Origin of the sequence: Pseudomonas khavaziana, from assembly GCF_019145205.1 — a bacterium.
GTDB lineage: Bacteria > Pseudomonadota > Gammaproteobacteria > Pseudomonadales > Pseudomonadaceae > Aquipseudomonas > Aquipseudomonas khavaziana.
This window is the reverse complement of sequence record NZ_JAHSTT010000017.1, coordinates 64,118-81,909: the sequence shown is the minus strand read 5'-3', so window position 1 is coordinate 81,909 and position 17,792 is coordinate 64,118. Positions and strand designations below refer to the sequence as shown.

The 17,792-nt window shown below is 61.4% G+C and carries 20 protein-coding genes; 12 read left to right on the top strand and 8 right to left on the bottom strand.

What is annotated here, in order from left to right; genetic code table 11:
• Positions 1-40 precede the first annotated feature (40 nt).
• A complete protein-coding gene (gene hemH / locus KVH01_RS26890) occupies positions 41-1,066 on the bottom strand; it encodes a ferrochelatase (protein ID WP_217883532.1) in 1,026 nt (341 codons plus the stop codon).
• A gap of 14 nt (positions 1,067-1,080) precedes the next feature.
• Complete coding sequence (locus KVH01_RS26885) at positions 1,081-1,980, bottom strand: TIGR01777 family oxidoreductase (RefSeq protein WP_217883531.1); 900 nt, start codon at positions 1,978-1,980, stop codon at positions 1,081-1,083.
• Between the two features lie 213 nt (positions 1,981-2,193).
• Here KVH01_RS26885 and KVH01_RS26880 point away from each other — a divergent pair, with 213 nt between their 5' ends.
• The 12 genes from KVH01_RS26880 (at position 2,194) to KVH01_RS26825 (ending at position 12,184) form a co-directional block, all read left to right on the top strand.
• On the top strand, positions 2,194-3,180 hold the full coding sequence (locus KVH01_RS26880; RefSeq protein WP_217883530.1) for an NAD(P)/FAD-dependent oxidoreductase: 987 nt from the start codon (positions 2,194-2,196) through the stop codon (positions 3,178-3,180).
• Positions 3,177-3,392, top strand: coding sequence for a TIGR02450 family Trp-rich protein (locus KVH01_RS26875; protein ID WP_217883529.1), 216 nt, complete (start codon positions 3,177-3,179; stop codon positions 3,390-3,392). Before KVH01_RS26880 ends, KVH01_RS26875 begins: the two co-directional genes overlap by 4 nt.
• Before the next feature lie 113 nt (positions 3,393-3,505).
• Positions 3,506-4,465 (top strand): YbgA family protein, encoded by a 960-nt coding sequence (locus KVH01_RS26870; protein WP_217883528.1) that lies wholly within the window; start codon positions 3,506-3,508, stop codon positions 4,463-4,465.
• Positions 4,466-4,468: 3 nt separating this feature from the next.
• Entirely contained in the window at positions 4,469-5,398 is a 930-nt protein-coding gene (locus KVH01_RS26865) for a MerR family transcriptional regulator (protein WP_094775124.1), read from the top strand.
• Positions 5,399-6,841: a deoxyribodipyrimidine photo-lyase gene (gene phrB / locus KVH01_RS26860; protein WP_217883527.1), complete on the top strand. Its 1,443-nt coding sequence runs from the start codon at positions 5,399-5,401 to the stop codon at positions 6,839-6,841.
• Positions 6,834-7,256, top strand: a complete 423-nt coding sequence (locus KVH01_RS26855; protein ID WP_217883526.1) for a nuclear transport factor 2 family protein — start codon at positions 6,834-6,836, stop codon at positions 7,254-7,256. Before phrB ends, KVH01_RS26855 begins: the two co-directional genes overlap by 8 nt.
• Entirely contained in the window at positions 7,253-8,035 is a 783-nt protein-coding gene (locus tag KVH01_RS26850; RefSeq protein WP_217883525.1) for an SDR family NAD(P)-dependent oxidoreductase, read from the top strand. The genes KVH01_RS26855 and KVH01_RS26850 overlap by 4 nt, the downstream gene beginning before the upstream one ends.
• Positions 8,032-9,279: an NAD(P)/FAD-dependent oxidoreductase gene (locus KVH01_RS26845; RefSeq protein ID WP_217883524.1), complete on the top strand. Its 1,248-nt coding sequence runs from the start codon at positions 8,032-8,034 to the stop codon at positions 9,277-9,279. The genes KVH01_RS26850 and KVH01_RS26845 overlap by 4 nt, the downstream gene beginning before the upstream one ends.
• Positions 9,276-10,085 carry a DUF1365 domain-containing protein gene (locus KVH01_RS26840; protein ID WP_217883523.1) on the top strand — a complete coding sequence of 270 codons (810 nt, stop codon included), beginning with the start codon at positions 9,276-9,278 and terminating at the stop codon, positions 10,083-10,085. The genes KVH01_RS26845 and KVH01_RS26840 overlap by 4 nt, the downstream gene beginning before the upstream one ends.
• Entirely contained in the window at positions 10,072-11,343 is a 1,272-nt protein-coding gene (locus tag KVH01_RS26835; protein ID WP_217883522.1) for an SAM-dependent methyltransferase, read from the top strand. The genes KVH01_RS26840 and KVH01_RS26835 overlap by 14 nt, the downstream gene beginning before the upstream one ends.
• Positions 11,336-11,827 carry a DUF2878 domain-containing protein gene (locus tag KVH01_RS26830; RefSeq protein WP_217883521.1) on the top strand — a complete coding sequence of 164 codons (492 nt, stop codon included), beginning with the start codon at positions 11,336-11,338 and terminating at the stop codon, positions 11,825-11,827. The genes KVH01_RS26835 and KVH01_RS26830 overlap by 8 nt, the downstream gene beginning before the upstream one ends.
• A gap of 54 nt (positions 11,828-11,881) precedes the next feature.
• Positions 11,882-12,184: a YkgJ family cysteine cluster protein gene (locus tag KVH01_RS26825; RefSeq protein ID WP_003188364.1), complete on the top strand. Its 303-nt coding sequence runs from the start codon at positions 11,882-11,884 to the stop codon at positions 12,182-12,184.
• A 108-nt stretch (positions 12,185-12,292) separates the two neighbouring features.
• Here the strand turns inward: KVH01_RS26825 and KVH01_RS26820 are convergent, their stop codons facing one another.
• From KVH01_RS26820 to hemA, 6 genes are all read right to left on the bottom strand, one after another.
• Positions 12,293-12,811, bottom strand: coding sequence for an acyloxyacyl hydrolase (locus KVH01_RS26820; protein ID WP_043049248.1), 519 nt, complete (start codon positions 12,809-12,811; stop codon positions 12,293-12,295).
• A gap of 110 nt (positions 12,812-12,921) precedes the next feature.
• The gene (gene murI / locus KVH01_RS26815) at positions 12,922-13,716 is read right to left on the bottom strand and encodes a glutamate racemase (protein WP_217883545.1); all 795 of its coding nucleotides are present in this window, start codon (positions 13,714-13,716) and stop codon (positions 12,922-12,924) included.
• Complete coding sequence (locus tag KVH01_RS26810; RefSeq protein ID WP_217883520.1) at positions 13,709-14,464, bottom strand: molybdopterin-synthase adenylyltransferase MoeB; 756 nt, start codon at positions 14,462-14,464, stop codon at positions 13,709-13,711. The genes murI and KVH01_RS26810 overlap by 8 nt, the downstream gene beginning before the upstream one ends.
• Positions 14,458-15,288: a peptide chain release factor N(5)-glutamine methyltransferase gene (gene prmC / locus KVH01_RS26805; RefSeq protein WP_217883519.1), complete on the bottom strand. Its 831-nt coding sequence runs from the start codon at positions 15,286-15,288 to the stop codon at positions 14,458-14,460. Before prmC ends, KVH01_RS26810 begins: the two co-directional genes overlap by 7 nt.
• Complete coding sequence (gene prfA / locus KVH01_RS26800; protein ID WP_043049242.1) at positions 15,289-16,371, bottom strand: peptide chain release factor 1; 1,083 nt, start codon at positions 16,369-16,371, stop codon at positions 15,289-15,291. It lies immediately after the preceding gene.
• Complete coding sequence (gene hemA, locus KVH01_RS26795; protein ID WP_043049241.1) at positions 16,368-17,657, bottom strand: glutamyl-tRNA reductase; 1,290 nt, start codon at positions 17,655-17,657, stop codon at positions 16,368-16,370. The genes prfA and hemA overlap by 4 nt, the downstream gene beginning before the upstream one ends.
• Positions 17,658-17,792: the final 135 nt, after the last annotated feature.

Here is a 17,792-nt window from a genome sequence, read left to right as displayed (position 1 = left end):
AGCAAGCCCCCTCCCACATTTGAGTCACCGCAAGGCTTGACTACAAGGCAACGGGCGCTCGTTCGCACAGGGTATTAAGCGCCGCCGCCCACTGCGGGTCATCATTCAGGCACGGCACCAGCACCAACTCCTCGCCCCCCGCCGCGCGAAACTGCTCGCGACCGCGATCGCCAATTTCTTCCAGCGTCTCGATGCAGTCGGCGACAAACGCCGGGCACATCACCAGCAACTTTTTCACACCTTGCTGGGCCAGCGCTTCCAGGCGTGCCTCGGTATAGGGCTCGATCCACTTCGCCCGACCCAGACGCGATTGAAACGCGACCGACCATTTGCCATCGGGCAAGCCGGCACGCTCGGCAAAATCCCGGGCAACGCTGAAGCATTGCGCGCGATAGCACGTGGCGAGCACTTCAGGTGATGCATTCTTGCAGCAGTCGGCATCCTTGAAGCAATGCCCGCCGGTAGGGTCGAGCTTTTTCAGATGCCGCTCGGGCAAGCCATGGAAACTCAGCAACAAATGATCGTAATCCTGCGCCAGGTGAGCCTGGGTGCTGGTCACCAGGGCATCCAGATATTCCGGCTGATCATAGAAAGGTTGCAGGATCGAAAACTGGATATTCAGCTTCTTGTCGCGCACCACACGCTTGGCCTCCTCCACCACCGTGGTCACGGTGCTGTCGGCAAACTGCGGATACAATGGCGCCAGCGTGACGTTCTGGATGCCCTGGGCAGCCAGGCGCGTCAGGGTGGTTTCCAGGGACGGCTCGCCATACCGCATTGCCAGCTCCACCGGACCATGGGTCCACTGCGCGGTCATCTGCTGTTGCAGGCGGCGGCTCAGCACCACCAGCGGCGAACCCTCGTCCCACCAGATCGATGCGTAGGCATGGGCCGACTGCTCGGGACGCTTGATCAGGATCAGCGACACCAGCAAGCGCCTTACCGGCCAAGGCAAGTCGATGACGTAGGGATCCATCAGGAACTGATTGAGGTAGCTGCGCACATCGGCCACCGAAGTGGACTTTGGCGAGCCCAGGTTGACCAGTAACAACGCGTGATCCGTCATGCAACATCCTATCTCTAGAGGCGGCTGGACAAGTCGTCCAGAGCCGCACGCAATTCAGTGAACTGGAAAGTGAAACCCGCCGCCAACAGCCGCTCGGGCAGTGCCTTTTGCCCGCCCAGCAACAGGCCGGACAACTCTCCCAGACCAACCTTCAACGCGAAGGCCGGCATCGGCATGAACGCCGGGCGGTGCAACACCTGGCCCAGGGTCTTGGCAAACTCGCGGTTACGCACCGGGTGAGGCGCGCAGGCATTATAAGGACCGCTGGCGTCTTCCTTGTGCAGAAGAAAATCAATCAGGGCGATTTGATCCTTGATATGCACCCAGGGCATCCACTGCCGACCCTTGCCGATCGGCCCGCCCAGCGCCAGTTTGAACGGCAGCAACAGGCGCGACAAAAAGCCGCCCTCGGCCGCCAGCACCAGGCCAGTGCGCACCAGCACCACACGTATGCCCAGGGCTTCGGCACGCTGGGCGGTTTCTTCCCAGGCAATGCACAGCTGGCTGGGGAAATCATCCAGTACCGGGCCGCTGGCCTCAGTCAATTCGCGCTCACCGCCGTCACCATACCAACCCACGGCGGAACCGGAGATCAGTACCGTCGGCTTTTGCTCCAGCCCCTCCATCCACGCCACCAGGGATTCCGTGAGGCTGATGCGACTGCTCCACAGCAACGCCTTGCGTTTGTGCGTCCAGGGCCGATCGGCAATGGGCGCGCCCGCCAGATTGACCACCGCGTCCACCGTGCCAATCACCTCTTGCAGACGAGCGACCCCAAGCACCTTATCACCGCATACCTGGGCGACCGTTTCCGGTTGCCGACTCAACACCGTCAGGCGATGACCCTGGGCGAGCCAGTGCTTGCAGAGTTGACGGCCAATCAGGCCGGTACCGCCGGTCAGCAAAATATGCATGGGACTCTCCTCATGTAACGTTCGCCGCCGCTCACTGGTCTATTTTATAAGCAGGGATCAATTTGATAATCGAGCGTGACGGGTGTTTAAGCCTTAGCTTTAACCATAGGTCACGCCACACATTCAGGCACGCCAAAACTTATACCAAAAAACAATATTGTACAGCTATTGGTGTCGGCGTAGTCTGTACCCAACGGTAAAACGAGGCCTCCCATGACTGTTCCCATCGCGATCATTGGTGCCGGCATCGCCGGTCTCTCCGCTGCCCGAGCGTTACAAGACGCCGGGCACGCCGTACAACTCTTCGATAAAAGCCGCGGCAGCGGTGGCCGCATGTCCAGCAAGCGCAGTGACGCCGGTGCGCTGGACATGGGTGCGCAATACTTCACCGCCCGTGACCGGCGCTTCGTCAACGAAGTGCAGCGCTGGCAAAGCAACGGCTGGGCAGAGCAATGGAAGCCCCAGCTGTACAATTTCAAGTCCGGCCAACTGACGCCCTCCCCCGATGAACAGATCCGCTGGGTCGGTACGCCGCGCATGAGCGCCATTACACGCGCGTTGCTCGATGACCTGCCGGTGGAATTCGGTTGCCGTATCACCGAGGTATTCCAAGGTACGCAGCACTGGAATTTGCTCGACGCGGACGGCGGCAACCATGGTCCCTTCAGCCATGTGATCGTCGCCACGCCAGCGCCCCAAGCCACCACGTTGCTGGCCGCCGCGCCCAAACTGGCGAGTGCTGCAGCCGGCGTAAAGATGGACCCGACCTGGGCCATCGCCCTGGCATTCGACAAGCCCCTGGATACCCCGATGGAGGGCTGCTTCGTACAAGACAGCCCCTTGGATTGGCTGGCACGCAACCGCAGCAAACCCGGACGTGACACCGCTCTCGACACCTGGGTGCTGCACGCCACCAGCGCCTGGAGCAAGGCCCACCTGGACCTGCCCAAGGAAGCGGTGATCGAACACCTGCACGGTGCATTCGCAGAGTTGCTGCACAGCGCCATGCCCGCGCCGTCGTTCAGCCTGGCGCACCGCTGGCTCTACGCCCGGCCGTCCAGCAGCCATGAGTTCGGAGTGCTGGCCGATGCTGACCTGGGCTTGTTCGTCTGCGGTGACTGGTGCCTCTCCGGCCGTGTGGAGGGCGCCTGGCTCAGCGGCCAGGAAGCGGCGCGACGCTTGATCGAGCATCTGCAATGAATCGCATCAATCCCGCCAAACTGCTGCTGTCGAAATGGACGGCAGCACAGCCCCGCCGCAAGGAAAAACATTTTCTGGTCACTGAAATATTTCGTGACGAAGAAGGCACTGTGCTGGAGATCGAATTGCAAGCCATCCTGACCCTACGCGCTGAGCGCTTGCCCTGGCAAACGTTGAAAGACCCTGCGGCCTGGCATATGGGCTGGAAATAGCTCGCCTGCAAAAAACTTATACAAATTAATTGACTTGTACAACATCGAATCTATGATGAGGTGTAGTTGTACAGATTAATTGATTTGTACAGGATTATTGCAGAGGTTTGCTTATGTCCAGCAATGCAAAACCGAAGATCGCCATCAGTGCCTGCCTCCTGGGTGAAAACGTGCGCTTCAACGGTGGGCATAAACAATCCCTGCTGTGCACCCAGACCCTCAGCGACTATTTCGATTTTGTGCCGCTGTGCCCGGAAGTCGCCATCGGCCTGGGTATCCCTCGGGAGCCGATCCGCCTGGTGGGCGATCCTGCCGCGCCGCAAGCCGTTGGTACGGTAAACCGTGAACTCAACGTCACGCAGCCTCTGGACGACTACGGCCAGCGAATGGCGCGGGAACACACCGACCTGTGCGGTTACATTTTCATGCAGAAGTCGCCATCCTGCGGCCTTGAACGGGTCAAGATATACCGCGACAACGGCACGCCCGTCGACGGCGGCGGGCGCGGTATCTACGCCCGCGCATTCTGCGCCCGCCATCCCAACCTGCCGGTGGAAGAAGACGGCCGCCTGAATGACCCGGTACTGCGCGAAAACTTCCTGACCCGAGTTTTCGTGTACGCCAGTTGGCAGCAATTGCTGGCCGAGGGCCTCACCCGTCACCGCCTGCTGACGTTCCACTCGCGTTACAAATACCTGCTGATGGCCCACAGCCCGGCGCATTACAAAAGCCTGGGCCATTTGCTCGGCAGCATGGGCAAGGACGTCGATCTCCCGGCACTGGCCCACGGCTATTTCAGCGAGCTGATGACGGGCCTGAAAAAGTGCGCTACCCGCGGTACTCACACCAACGTGCTGCAACACATCAGCGGCTACCTCAAGCAGGCCATCAGCGACGATGACAAACAGGAAATGCAGACCGTTATCGGCCAATACCGCCACGGCATCGTGCCGCTGGTGGTGCCGCTGACCCTGCTCAAGCATCACTTTCGCCAACATCCGGACCGCTATATTGCGCAGCAGGCCTACCTGCAACCGCACCCGGAAAACCTCAGCCTGCGTAATGCGATCTAACCCATGAAACCTGCCCTGCTCGACGAACCCGGCGAAGACATTGCCCTGGCCCTGGAAAACGGCTGGTTGCCGATCCGCGAAGTGGCGCGCCAGACCGGCGTGAATGCGGTGACACTGCGCGCGTGGGAGCGCCGCTATGGCCTCATCGTGCCCCAGCGCACACCCAAAGGGCATCGGTTGTTCAGCGCCGAACACGTGCAACGCATCCAGGCCATCCTCACCTGGCTCAATCGCGGCGTGCCGGTCAGCCAGGTCAAGGGGCTGATCGACTCCGCCCAAGGCAGCCCGGAGCCGATGGAAAACGAGTGGCAGAGCCTGCGCCAGCACTTGGTGAGTGCCATCAGTGAACTGGCCGAACGCCGGGTCGATGACGCGTTCAACCAGGCCATGGCGCTGTACCCGCCGCGCACCCTGTGCGAGCAACTGATGCTGCCGCTGCTCAACGAGCTGGAACAGCGCTGGCAGGGCCAGTTCGGCGCGCAGATGGAGCGGGTGTTTTTCCTGTCCTGGTTGCGCAGCAAGTTCGGCGCACGGATCTATCACAACAATCGTCAACTCCACGGCGCGCCGCTGTTGCTGGTCAATCACTCCGACCTGCCCCTGGAACCCCACCTGTGGCTAAGCGCTTGGCTAGCCAGCAGTGCCGATTGCCCGGTGGAAGTGTTCGATTGGCCGCTGCCGGTCGGCGAACTGGCCCTGGCGGTGGAACACCTGCAACCGCGTGCGGTGCTGCTGTATTCGAGCAAGGCCCTGCAGGTGCCGGCACTCAGCAAACTGTTGGGCGGCATTAGTTGCCCAACGGTGATTGCCGGACCAACGGTGTGCATCCACCACGCCGAGTTGGGCGTATTAACCCAGGACATCCCCGAGTTGTCCGTGGCCGAGGACCTGTTGTCGGCCCATCAATTATTGATCCAGCGTGGAATTGTCTAAATGCATCTGATCTGGCTGCGCACCGACTTGCGCCTGCACGACAACACTGCCCTGGCTGCCGCGAGCCAGCGCGGCCCCGTCGCGGCTGTTTACCTGATCACCCCCGAGCAATGGCTGGCCCACGATGACGCGCCGTGCAAAGTCGATTTCTGGCTGCGCAACCTGCAGCACCTGAGCCAAGCACTGGGCAACCTCAACATCCCGCTGTTAATCCGCCACGCCGCGACCTGGGACCAGGCGCCGACGGTGCTGAGTCAACTGTGCCGCGAGCTGTCGGTGGAGTCGGTACACGTCAACGAGGAATACGGCATTCACGAGAGCCGCCGCGACAGCGCCGTGGCCCAGGCCCTGGAAGCGGACGGTGTGATCTTCCACAGCTACCTGGACCAACTGTTTTTCCAGCCGGGTAGTGTGCTGACCAAGACCGGCACCTACTTTCAGGTGTTCAGCCAGTTCCGCAAGGTCTGCTACAGCCGCCTGCACAGCGCCCTGCCCCGCGTGGTGCCGACGCCAAAGGCCCAGGCCGAACTTGGCGTGAAGAGCGACCCTGTGCCGACGACAGTCGAAGGTTTCCAAACACCCAGCGAAACCTTGCGTGCGCTCTGGCCCGCAGGCGAAGACGAAGCGCGCCGTCGCCTCGATGCCTTCGCCGATCAGCAGATCAGCTATTACAAGGACGAACGCGACTTTCCGGCCAAGCCCGGCACCAGTCAGCTTTCTGCCTACCTGGCCGCCGGTGTGGTTTCGCCGCGCCAGTGCTTGCACGCCGCGCTGCAAACCAACCAGGGCGAGTTCGAAAGCGGCGACATCGGCGCCATCACCTGGATCAACGAGCTGCTGTGGCGCGAGTTCTATAAACACATTCTGGTGGGCTACCCTCGGGTTTCCCGCCACCGCGCGTTTCGCCCGGAAACCGAAGCGCTGGCCTGGCGCAAGGCGCCCGAGGACCTGGCCGCCTGGCAACAGGCGCGCACCGGCTTGCCGATCATCGACGCGGCCATGCGCCAACTGCTGGAAACCGGCTGGATGCACAACCGCCTGCGCATGGTGGTGGCGATGTTCCTGACCAAGAACCTGCTGATCGACTGGCGCGAAGGTGAGCGCTTCTTTATGCGCCACCTCATCGATGGCGACCTGGCAGCCAACAACGGCGGCTGGCAGTGGAGTTCGTCCACCGGCACCGACTCTGCGCCGTATTTCCGGATATTCAGCCCGCTGAGCCAATCGGAAAAATTCGACGGCGACGGCGTGTTCATCAAACGCTGGCTCCCGGAGCTGGCCGCACTGAATAAAAAACAAGTGCACAACCCCGAAGCGGCTGGCGGCCTGTTCGGCGTGGCGGATTACCCGCGTGCCATCGTCGATTTGAAACAGTCCCGCGAGCGCGCCTTGGCCGCTTTTCGCCGGCTGCCTTCGCGACAGGAGATGGCCGAACATGAGTGACTTCCTGCGCCAGTTCGCCCACACCTTCGCCACGCTGGACAAGCACAATCTGCACCTGCTTGGCAGCCTGTACAGCGACGACATCGCCTTTGCCGATCCCCTGCATGAAGTCCAGGGCCTGCCCGCATTGCGGCGTTACTTTGCCGACTTGTACAGCAACGTCAGCCAGCTGGATTTTGACTTCCACGGCTTCGATACCGTGGCCGAAGGCGAAGGCTACCTACGCTGGACGATGCGTTTTCGTCACCCACGCCTGGCCGGCGGCCAGGTGATCGAAGTGCCAGGCTGTTCCCATTTGATGTGGCACGACACGGTTTACCGCCATCGCGACTATTTCGATGCCGGCGCCCTGCTCTATGAACATGTCCCCCTACTGGGTCGCGTTATTCGTTGGCTGAAAAGGAGAATGGGATGAGCCTTACACCGCCCCGTCGTTACTGGCTGACCGGCGCCAGCAGTGGTATCGGTGCCGCGCTGGCCGTGGAGTTGCTCGACAGCGGCGCCCACGTGGCGCTCAGCTCCCGCACTAAAGGCCCGCTGGAAGCGCTCGCCCATCGCTATCCGGGGCAAGTGCTGGTGGTGGCCGGCGACTTGACCAACAGCCAGACCGTGCGCGAGATCGGTGAGCGTATCAGCGAGGTCTGGGGTTCACTGGACACGGTGATCCTCAACGCCGGCACCTGTGAGTATGTGGACGCCCGGCAATTTGATGCCTCGATCATCGAACACGTGGTGCGTACCAACCTGCTGGCCAGCAGTTATTGCATCGAGGCCGGGCTGCCGCTGTTGCGCGCCGGGCGTACCCCGCACCTGGTGGGCGTGGCCAGCGCCGTGACCTACCTGCCCATGCCCCGCGCCGAAGCCTACGGCGCATCCAAGGCCGGCCTGCGTTACTTGTTCGAATCCCTGCGTATCGGCCTGTCGCCGGAAAACATCGATGTCACCGTGATCAGCCCAGGCTTTGTCGACACGCCGCTGACCGAACGCAATGATTTCCCCATGCCCTTGAGCTGGCCGGCCGACAAAGCGGCGAAACACATCTTCGCCAAGCTGGAAAAACGCCCGCTGGAAATCGCCTTTCCGGCCATGTTCATTGCCACCTTGTGGCCGCTGTCGAAGCTGCCCAACCGCGCGCAACTGATCATCGGCAAACGCATGCTGCGCAGCCCGCCACCGAAGAAGGACGACCTGTGAAGATCGCCATTATCGGCAGCGGCATCGCCGGGCTGACCAGCGCCTACCTGCTCAGCCGTCGCCACGACATTACGCTGTTTGAAGCCAATGACTGCATTGGCGGGCATACCCATACGGCCAACGTGACGGTCGACGGCAAAAGCTATGCGGTGGACACGGGCTTCATTGTGTTCAACGACTGGACCTACCCGAACTTCATCCGCCTGCTGGAACAGATCGGGGTCAGGTTCAAACCCACCGAGATGAGCTTTTCGGTGTGCGACCAAAGCACCGGCTTTGAGTACAACGGCAACAACCTCAACAGCCTGTTTGCCCAGCGCCGCAATATTCTGTCGCCGGGGTTCTGGGGCATGTTGCGCGATATCCTGCGCTTCAATCGCCAGGCGCCGCTGGACTTGCAGGAGCAGCGCATCAGCGCCGACATGACCCTGGGCGATTACCTCACCGCTGGCGGCTATGGCCCCAGGTTTATCCGGCATTACATCGTGCCGATGGGCGCGGCCATCTGGTCGATGTCCCTGGCCGATATGCTCAAGTTCCCGCTGCAATTTTTTGTGCGTTTCTTCAAGAACCACGGCTTGCTCTCGGTGAGCAACCGTCCGCAATGGTGCGTGATCGAAGGCGGCTCCAGCCGTTATATCGAGCCGCTGACCCGCAGCTTTCGCGAACAGATACGGCTCAATTGCCCTGTGCATAAGGTGCAACGCACCGACGAGGGTGTGGTTATCCACAGCCCGGCCGGCAGCGAAACCTTTGACCGCGTGGTGTTCGCCTGCCACAGCGATCAGGCCCTGGCCTTGCTCGATGACCCCAGCCAGGCCGAACAACAGATCCTCGGTGCCCTGCCCTACGCCGACAACGACGTGGTGCTGCACACCGACACGCGCCTGCTGCCCGACCGCAAACTGGCTTGGGCCAGCTGGAACTACCGGCTGGCAGGCAACACGCAACAACAGGCCGCCGTGACCTACGACATGAACATCCTGCAAGGCATCGACAGCGCCACCACCTTTTGCGTCAGCCTCAACCAGACGCCGATGATCAACCCGTTGAAGATCCTGGCGCGCTACACCTACGCCCATCCGCAATACAGCCTGGCCGCGGTGGCGGCGCAGGCACGCTGGGAAGAATTGAACGGCGTGCGCAATACCTTTTACTGCGGGGCCTACTGGGCCAACGGCTTTCACGAAGACGGCGTGGTCAGCGCCCTGCGCGTGGCCCAAGCCTTTGGGGAAACCCTGTGAACAGCGCCCTGTACAGCGGCTGGATCGCCCATCGCCGGTTCGCGCCCAGGGCCCACGCCTTTCGCTACCGCATCGGCCTGCTGTACCTGGACCTCAGCGAAGAGGATGAAGTGCTTGGCCTGTCGCCCATGGCCGGCCCAAGTCGCTTGGCACCCTTCGGTTTCCGCCAGCAGGACTATCTGCGTGAATTCACCCGCCACGGCATGAGCTTGAGCGATGCCGTGCGCCACGAAGTCGGCAAGGCCCTGGGGCATACACCCCGGGGCGTTATCTGCCTACTGACCCAGGCCCGCAGTTGGGGCCTGGCTTTTAATCCTGTGAGTTTCTTCTACTGCTTCGAGGCCGACGGACGATTGGCTGCGATCCTGTGTGAAGTGACCAACACACCTTGGCGCGAACGCTATCACTACGTGCTGCCGGCCCAGGCCCTCGGCGCCGATGAGCACCAGCATTTCGCCGTGGCCAAGGCCTTCCATGTGTCGCCGTTTTTGCCTCGCGACCTGGAATACCGCATGAGTTTCAGCCCGCCCGCCGCCCGGCTCGGCGTGCACATGGCCGATTGGCAAGGCACGCAGAAACTCTTTGACGCCACGTTGAGCCTGGAACGCCAACCTCTGAGCCGCGCCAGCCTGCATGGTTATTTATGGCGTTTTCCGTGGATGACCGCCAAGACCTGCCTGGCGATCTACTGGCAAGCCCTGCGCCTGCTGCTCAAGCACACACCGATTTTTCCCCACCGGGCCGCCGATGGTGCCTCTCGCACCGCAGTCGGGTACACCAAGGATCGCCGCCATGAAAACCCCTAGCTTATCGGTCAAGGCCAACCGGCTGAACGTCAACGGTGTGACCGCCGCCTTGTTGCGCAAGGGCGTGCTTCGCCAGTTCAGCCAATTGCGCCATGGTCAGTTGGTGATCATCGAGGACGGCGAGCGACAAGTCTTCGGCGCCCGGGAAGCGCACCTGCTGGGTGAAATCCAGATTCTCGACTCGGCGGCCTGGGGCCTGGTGGCGGCCAATGGTTCGATCGGCGCCGGCGAAGCGTTTATCCATGGTTATTGGACCAGCCCCGACCTCACCGCCGTGGTGCGGGTGATGGTCAGCAACCTGGAGGTGCTCGACGCCATGGAAGGCGGCCTCGCTCGCCTGGCCCGGCCGCTCACCCAGGGCCTGCACTGGCTCAACCGCAACACGCGCAAAGGCTCGCAAAAAAATATCGCCGCCCATTACGACCTGGGCAACGACCTGTTCGAAGAATTCCTCGACCCCACCATGATGTACTCGGCGGCGCAGTTCCTCACGCCTGATGACACCCTTGAGCAAGCCCAACTGAACAAGTTGGCGCGTATCTGCCAGAAGCTGGCGCTCAAGCCCAGCGACCATCTGCTGGAAATCGGCACCGGCTGGGGCAGCATGGCGCTGTATGCGGCGCAGCACTACGGTTGCAAGGTCACCACTACGACCTTGTCCAGGGAGCAGTTCACCTATACCGCGCAACGCATCCAGGCACTGGGCCTGCAAGATCAAGTGACCTTGCTGCTAAGCGATTACCGTGACCTCACCGGTACGTACGATAAGCTGGTGTCGATCGAAATGATCGAAGCGGTGGGCCATCGCTTCCTGCCCACCTATTTCAAGCAATGTGCCCATTTGCTCAAGCCCGACGGCCTGATGTTGCTGCAAGCCATCACCATCCGCGAACAACGCTTCGAACAGGCCAAGCGCAGCGTCGACTTTATCCAGCGCTATATATTTCCCGGCGGCGCCCTTCCCTGTGTACAGAACATGCTGCAGATCGTCAGCCGCGACACCGACATGAACCTGTTGCACATGGAAGACTTCGGCCTGCACTACGCCCGCACCCTGCGCCTGTGGCATGAGAACTTTCGCCGCGCCCATGGCCGTCTCACCGAGCTTGGCTACGACGAATACTTCCTGCGCCTGTGGGAGTTCTACCTGTGCTACTGCGAGGGCGGCTTCATGGAACGCACCATTGGTACGGCGCAATTGCTGCTGGCCAAACCGGCGGCGATCAATCCACCGCTGCTCGGGCGTTTCAGTGCTTAAATCCCTGGCCAACGCCGTGCTGTTTCAGTGCGGCTGGTTTGCCTGCGTGCTCGGCGGCGACAGCCGCTGGCTGCTGATCGGCATCGCGGCGCTGGGCGCGCACCTGCTGTGGATAAGTTCCTGGGCCAGGGAGGGGCAAGTGATTCTGGCCGTGACGGTGCTGGGCACACTGATCGATACGGCATTGCGTGGGCTTGGCGTGTTTGAGTTCAATACGCCGGGGCCGCTGATTCCGCTGTGGCTGATACTGTTATGGGCCTTGCTGGCCACCACCTTGCGGCATTGCCTGGCCTGGAGCGCACAGCCCTGGTGGCTGGCCAGCCTGCTGGGCGCAGTGGGCGGGCCGTTGTCTTATTACGCCGGCAGTCAATTGGCAGGCGTGAGCTTTACCTACGGCACGGCAACGACGCTGATCGGCCTGGCGCTGTTATGGGCCATGCTCTTTCCGCTGTTGCACAGGATTGCGCAGAGGCTGGAGCATTGACGCCTGTCCGAGCATTCATACGCATCTGACGCACTTGCCTTACACTGCGCGCCTATGACCAACATCCCTCACATTCAAATCACCGAACCCGTCACCTGCTCGACGTGCGCGGCCTGTTGCTGCCAGCTGGAAGTCATGCTGATCACCGACACTGGCGTGCCGCAACGTTTTATCGATACCGACGATTGGGGGGGTGAAGTGATGCTGCGCTTGGACGACGGCTGGTGCGCAGCGTTGGACCGCGACACGATGATGTGCACGATCTATGAGCTGCGGCCGCTGATTTGCCGGGAGTTCGAGATGGGGGCGCCGGAATGCCTTGAAGAACGCGAAGGGATTACCACGGCCTACCGCTGATGTTGTAGGAGCGAGCTTGCTCGCGAAAAACCTGAGAGCGCCGCGTTAAACCCGATTCGCGGCGTTATCGTTGAGGTTCTTCGCGAGCAAGCTCGCTGCTACAGTGCATTACAACGGCATGGTGTAGTGCAGCGAGTAGCTCTCTACCCCATCGTTATTGCTGCTGATACCGGCATTGGAATAGTGCGTGGCCCGAATGCCAACTTCATGCCCGCCGTTGAAGCGCAGACCGAAACCCAGGCGGTCTTCGAACTGAAAAGATTGGCCGATGTTGTTGTCTTCCAGACGGGTGCGGGAGAACAGCGCCACGCCGATACCGGCTTCGATGTAGGGCTTGACCGACTCGCCGGCAAACTCATACACAAACACCGGCGAGAACGACAGGCTGCTTGCCCCTGCACGGTCATCACCTTCCCAATACGTATAAGCGCCGCTCCAGTAGCCGGTCAGACGGCCAACGTTGCTTTGCATCCAGCTCTTATCCCAGTCCGAGGTCAGGCCCAGTCGATAGGTCAACGTCGAATCACTGGTGCTCCCCAACCCGAACTCCAGGCCAGCGGCCTGGGCTGAAACAGAGTGTCCCAACACAGCGGCCGCAATCGCAGCCAAACAGAACAAGCGCTTCATAAGAAACATCCTTTCCGAACGAAGTTATATGGTTTTAAACAGGCTAACTGGCTATAGAAACTGAGGCATAGACGGAAGTTCAGCTTTTTTCAGCGCATTTCACGAAATTTTCACGAAGCAAAGCTTCGCACAATTCCGGGATGTTTCCATAGTGTCGGTAGGATATTTCTTAAGTGAAACAGGTCACCGCTGGTCCAGAACTGTGCAGGTTCAGGATCGCCAGCGGCCAGCAGGTCGCGCTCACCCAATAAGCGCTTGAGCTGGCGCGCCACGGCGGCGCCGGTATCAATGAGGATGATGCTGGGGGGGAGCATCTGCGCCAGAAGTGGCTTGAGGAAGGGATAGTGGGTACAACCCAGGATGATGGTGTCGCAACCGGCACTGATCAGGGGTTCGACATAGCCCAGCAACAGCCTGTGCAACACAGGACTGTCCAGGTCGCCGGTTTCGATCAACTCCACCAGGCCCGGACACGGCTGGGTAATCACCCGCACATCGGTGGCGAAGCGGTCGAGCAACGCGGCAAATTTGGCGCTTTGCAGGGTACCGGTGGTGGCAAGTACACCGACGACGCCACTGCGCGTGGCAGCAGCGGCCGGTTTGACCGCAGGCTCCATGCCGACCAGCGGCCAATCAGGGTAGTCCTGGCGCAAATCGGCAACGGCGGCGACGGTGGCCGTATTACAGGCAATCACAAATGCCTTGGCGCCCTGCTCGCGAAAAAACTCGGCGACAGACCGGGAACGCTCAAGAATGAACGCCGGGGTTTTCTCACCATAGGGGATATGCCCACAATCGGCCACGTACAATAGTGACTCATGGGGCAATAACTGCTGGATTTCCTCCAGCACCGTCAGGCCGCCGATACCGGAGTCGAACACACCGATGGGCGCGCCCTTAACCATGCCGGGGCCCGCAAACGCTGCAGCCAGGGTCACGCTTGACGCGCAGCTCGCGAAAGCGCGTGGTCAGGGCATCGATCAGCAACAGCCGGCCCACCAGTGGCTCGCCAAAACGTGCCAGCAGTTTCAAAGCTTCCAGCGCTTGCAAGCTACCGACCAGCCCCACTAACGGCCCGACTACCCCGGCTTCGCTGCAGGTCAGCTCGGTGTCGCTGCCGTGCCCATATAAACAGTGGTAGCACGGGCTGTCGACGCGCCGTGGATCGAACACCGACAATTGCCCCTCCAGGCGAATCGCCGCGCCACTGATCAACGGCTTGTCGGCGGCGACACAGGCAGCGTTGACCGCTTCGCGGGTGGAGAAGTTGTCGCTGCAATCAAGCACCACGTCCACTGCGGCGACGGCGGCGGCCAGCGAGTCGGCATCCAACGCGGTGCGATGGGCGACCAAGGTGATTTCAGGGTTGATCGCGCTTAGGCGACGCTGGGCCGAATCGACCTTGGTCTGCCCTACGCTGTCGGTGTCATGGATGATCTGGCGTTGCAGGTTGGTCAGGTCGACGGTGTCAAAATCGGCCAGGTGCAACTCGCCCACGCCGGCGGCGGCGAGATACAGCGCAACCGGTGCGCCCAGGCCACCCAGGCCGACGATCAGCGCGCGACTGTGTTTCAGGCGCAACTGGCCTTCAACGTCGACATGCTGCAACAGAATCTGCCGGCTGTAGCGCAACAGCTCCTGGTCGGTCAGCACGGGCGGCGTCCCAGGCTGATGCGTTCGTGACCGCCAAGGTCAATGCGGCTGTGGAGGTTTTCGAACCCCTGGTCCAGCAGCAAGTCACGCACGGCCGCAGCCTGGTCGTAACCATGCTCGAGCAACAACCAGCCACCGGCATTCAGATGAGCCGGGGCTTGCTTGATGATCAGGCGCAAATCGTCCAGGCCATCATGCCCCGCCACCAGCGCGCTGGCCGGCTCGAAGCGCACGTCGCCAGCCACCAGGTGCGGGTCATTGTCGGCGATGTAGGGTGGGTTGCTGATGATCAGGTCAAAACTGTGGCCTTGCAAAGCGCTGAACCAATGGCTGTTCAGCACCGTGGCGTTGTTGAGGTGCAGGCGCTGGCGATTGCGCTCGGCCAGGGCCACGGCTTCCAGCACGCGGTCGACGGCCGTGACCTGCCAGGCCGGGCGCTCGCTGGCCAAGGCCAAGGCGATGGCGCCACTGCCAGTGCCCAGGTCGAGGACGTTGGCGCGCGTGGCGGGCAGCAACTCCAGGGCGGCCTCCACCAACAGTTCGGTTTCCGGACGCGGGATCAGCGTGTGCGGCGCGACCTCCAGGTCGAGCTTCCAGAAGCCCTGCTGGCCGAGGATATACGCCACCGGCTCGCCGCTGCGGCGGCGCTGCAGGTAGCCGGCAAAGGTCAGGGCATCTTCGCTGCTGACGATCTTTTCCGGCCAGGTATGCAAGTAGCTGCGCGACTTGCCCAGGGCAGCGGCCAGCAGCAGCTCCACGTCCAGGCGCGCAGTCGGTGAGTCGGGCAGGTCGGCGGCACGCAGCAGGCTGGCAATGATGGTCATTTATTCACCTATCGCCGCCAGTTGATCGGCCTGGTATTCGGCGAGCAACGGCTCGATCACCGCATCCACGCCACCGGCGAGAATCTCGTCCAGGGAGTATAGGGTCAGATTGACCCGATGGTCGGTGACCCGGCCCTGGGCAAAGTTGTAGGTACGGATACGCTCGGAGCGGTCGCCCGAGCCCACCAGCAACTTGCGCTCGCTGGCAATCGCGTTGGCCGCGGCGCTGGTCTGCTGGTCGTTCAGCTTGGCCGACAGCCAGGACATGGCCCGCGCACGGTTCTTGTGCTGGGAGCGTTCTTCCTGGCACTCCACCACGATGCCCGACGGCAAGTGAGTGATACGGATTGCCGAATCGGTCTTGTTGACGTGCTGGCCACCCGCACCGGATGAGCGGTAGGTATCCACGCGCAAATCCGCCGGGTTGATCTCAATCGCTTCCTGTTCGTCCGGTTCAGGCAACACTGCCACGGTACACGCCGAAGTGTGGATACGGCCCTGGGATTCTGTCGCAGGCACACGTTGTACGCGGTGAGCGCCGGATTCAAACTTCAGCTTGCCGTAGACGTTGTCACCCTCGACCCGGGCAATGACCTCTTTATAGCCGCCGTGTTCACCTTCGTTCTCGGACAGGATCTCGACCCGCCAGCCGCGTCGTTCGGCATAACGCGAGTACATGCGAAACAGATCGCCGGAGAAAATCGCGGCCTCGTCGCCACCGGTGCCGGCGCGGATTTCGAGGTACACGTTGCGCCCGTCGTTGGGGTCCTTGGGCAACAGCATGCGCTGCAGGTCGCCTTCCAGCTCGGCGAGCTTTTCCTTGGCTTCGCGGACTTCTTCCACGGCCATTTCGCGCATGTCCGGGTCGCTGTCCTTGAGCAGCGCCTGGGCGCCTTCGAGGTCGGCCTGCACTTTCGTGAGGCTTTTGTAGGTAGCGACAATGGGCTCAACTTCCGCGTATTCCTTGGAATAGGCGCGGAACTTGGCCTGATCGGAAATGACCTCGCCATCGCCGAGCAAGGCGGTCAGTTCTTCGAAACGGTCCTGGAGCACGTCCAGTTTATTGAGCAGTGACGCTTTCATTGCGGTTTTTTATCCGAAGAGCTGTCTGACGCGCCCTCACCGAGGGCAAAGAGTTCCTGGGCCATGGCCAGCGCATCGAGGCGGCCTTCGGCAGTAAGCTTTTTCAACTGGACGCTGGGAGCGTGGAGCAGCTTGTTGGTCAGGCCACGGGCCAACTGCATCAGCACCTCTTCGGCGCCGCTGCCGTTGGCCAGCATCCGCTGGGCCTTGAGCAGCTCTTCATCACGCAGGCGTTCACCCTGCTGACGATACGCCTTGAGCACATCCACCGCCGCCAGTTCACGCAGGCGCACCATGAAATCTTCGGCACCGGTGCTGACCATTTCCTCGGCGGCCTGGGCGGCGCCCTGGCGGCTCTTGAGGTTCTCGGCAACCACCTCATGCAGATCGTCGACGCTATAGAGGTAAACGTCGTCCAACTCGCCGACTTCAGGCTCAATATCCCGGGGAACGGCGATATCCACCATAAAAATCGGCTTGTGCTTGCGCAGCTTCAATGCGCTTTCGACCGCGCCCTTGCCAAGAATCGGCAACTGGCTGGCGGTGGAACTGATGACGATATCACTGCGTACCAATTCAGCCGGGATATCCGACAGCAGCACGGCGTGGGCACCGAACTGCTCGGCAAGGATGCTCGCTCGTTCAAGGGTACGGTTGGCGACCACAATGCGTTTCACGCCCAGGTCATGCAGATGACGGGCCACCAGGGTGATGGTTTCCCCGGCGCCAATCAGCAAGGCCTGGCTGCGCTGCAAGTCGCTGAAAATCTGCTTGGCCAGGCTCACGGCGGCAAACGCCACCGACACCGGGTTTTCGCCGATGGCCGTGTCGGTGCGCACCTGCTTGGCGGAATTGAACGTGGCCTGGAACAGCCTGCCCAACAATGGCCCGACAGTGCCGGCCTCACGCGCCACGGCATAAGCGGATTTCATCTGGCCAAGAATCTGCGGCTCGCCCAACACCAGCGAATCGAGGCCGGCCGCCACACGCATCATGTGACGAACTGCCGCATCCTCTTCATGCACATAAGCACTGGCACGCAGGTCATCGAGGCTCAAATGGTGATAATCGGCCAGCCAGCGCAGTACGACATCCGCGCAAAGATGTTCCTGCTCTATATAAAGCTCGCTGCGATTGCAGGTCGAAAGGATCGCAGCTTCGCGGCTGTCGGTGAGCCGGCAGAGCTGCTGCAGGGCCTCAACCAACTGCTCTGGCGTAAACGCCACGCGCTCGCGCACGTCTACGGAGGCAGTCTTGTGGTTAATACCGAGTGCGAGGAAGGCCATTCAATATCGCTGATGATGTCGGGAAGCCGACAATTGTCCTACTTCGAAAGATCCAGAACAACCACCGTCGTCTATTGTCCCTATACCTTATGCCTATCATCGCCCCTTTGTAGGAGCGAGCTTGCTCGCGAAAAT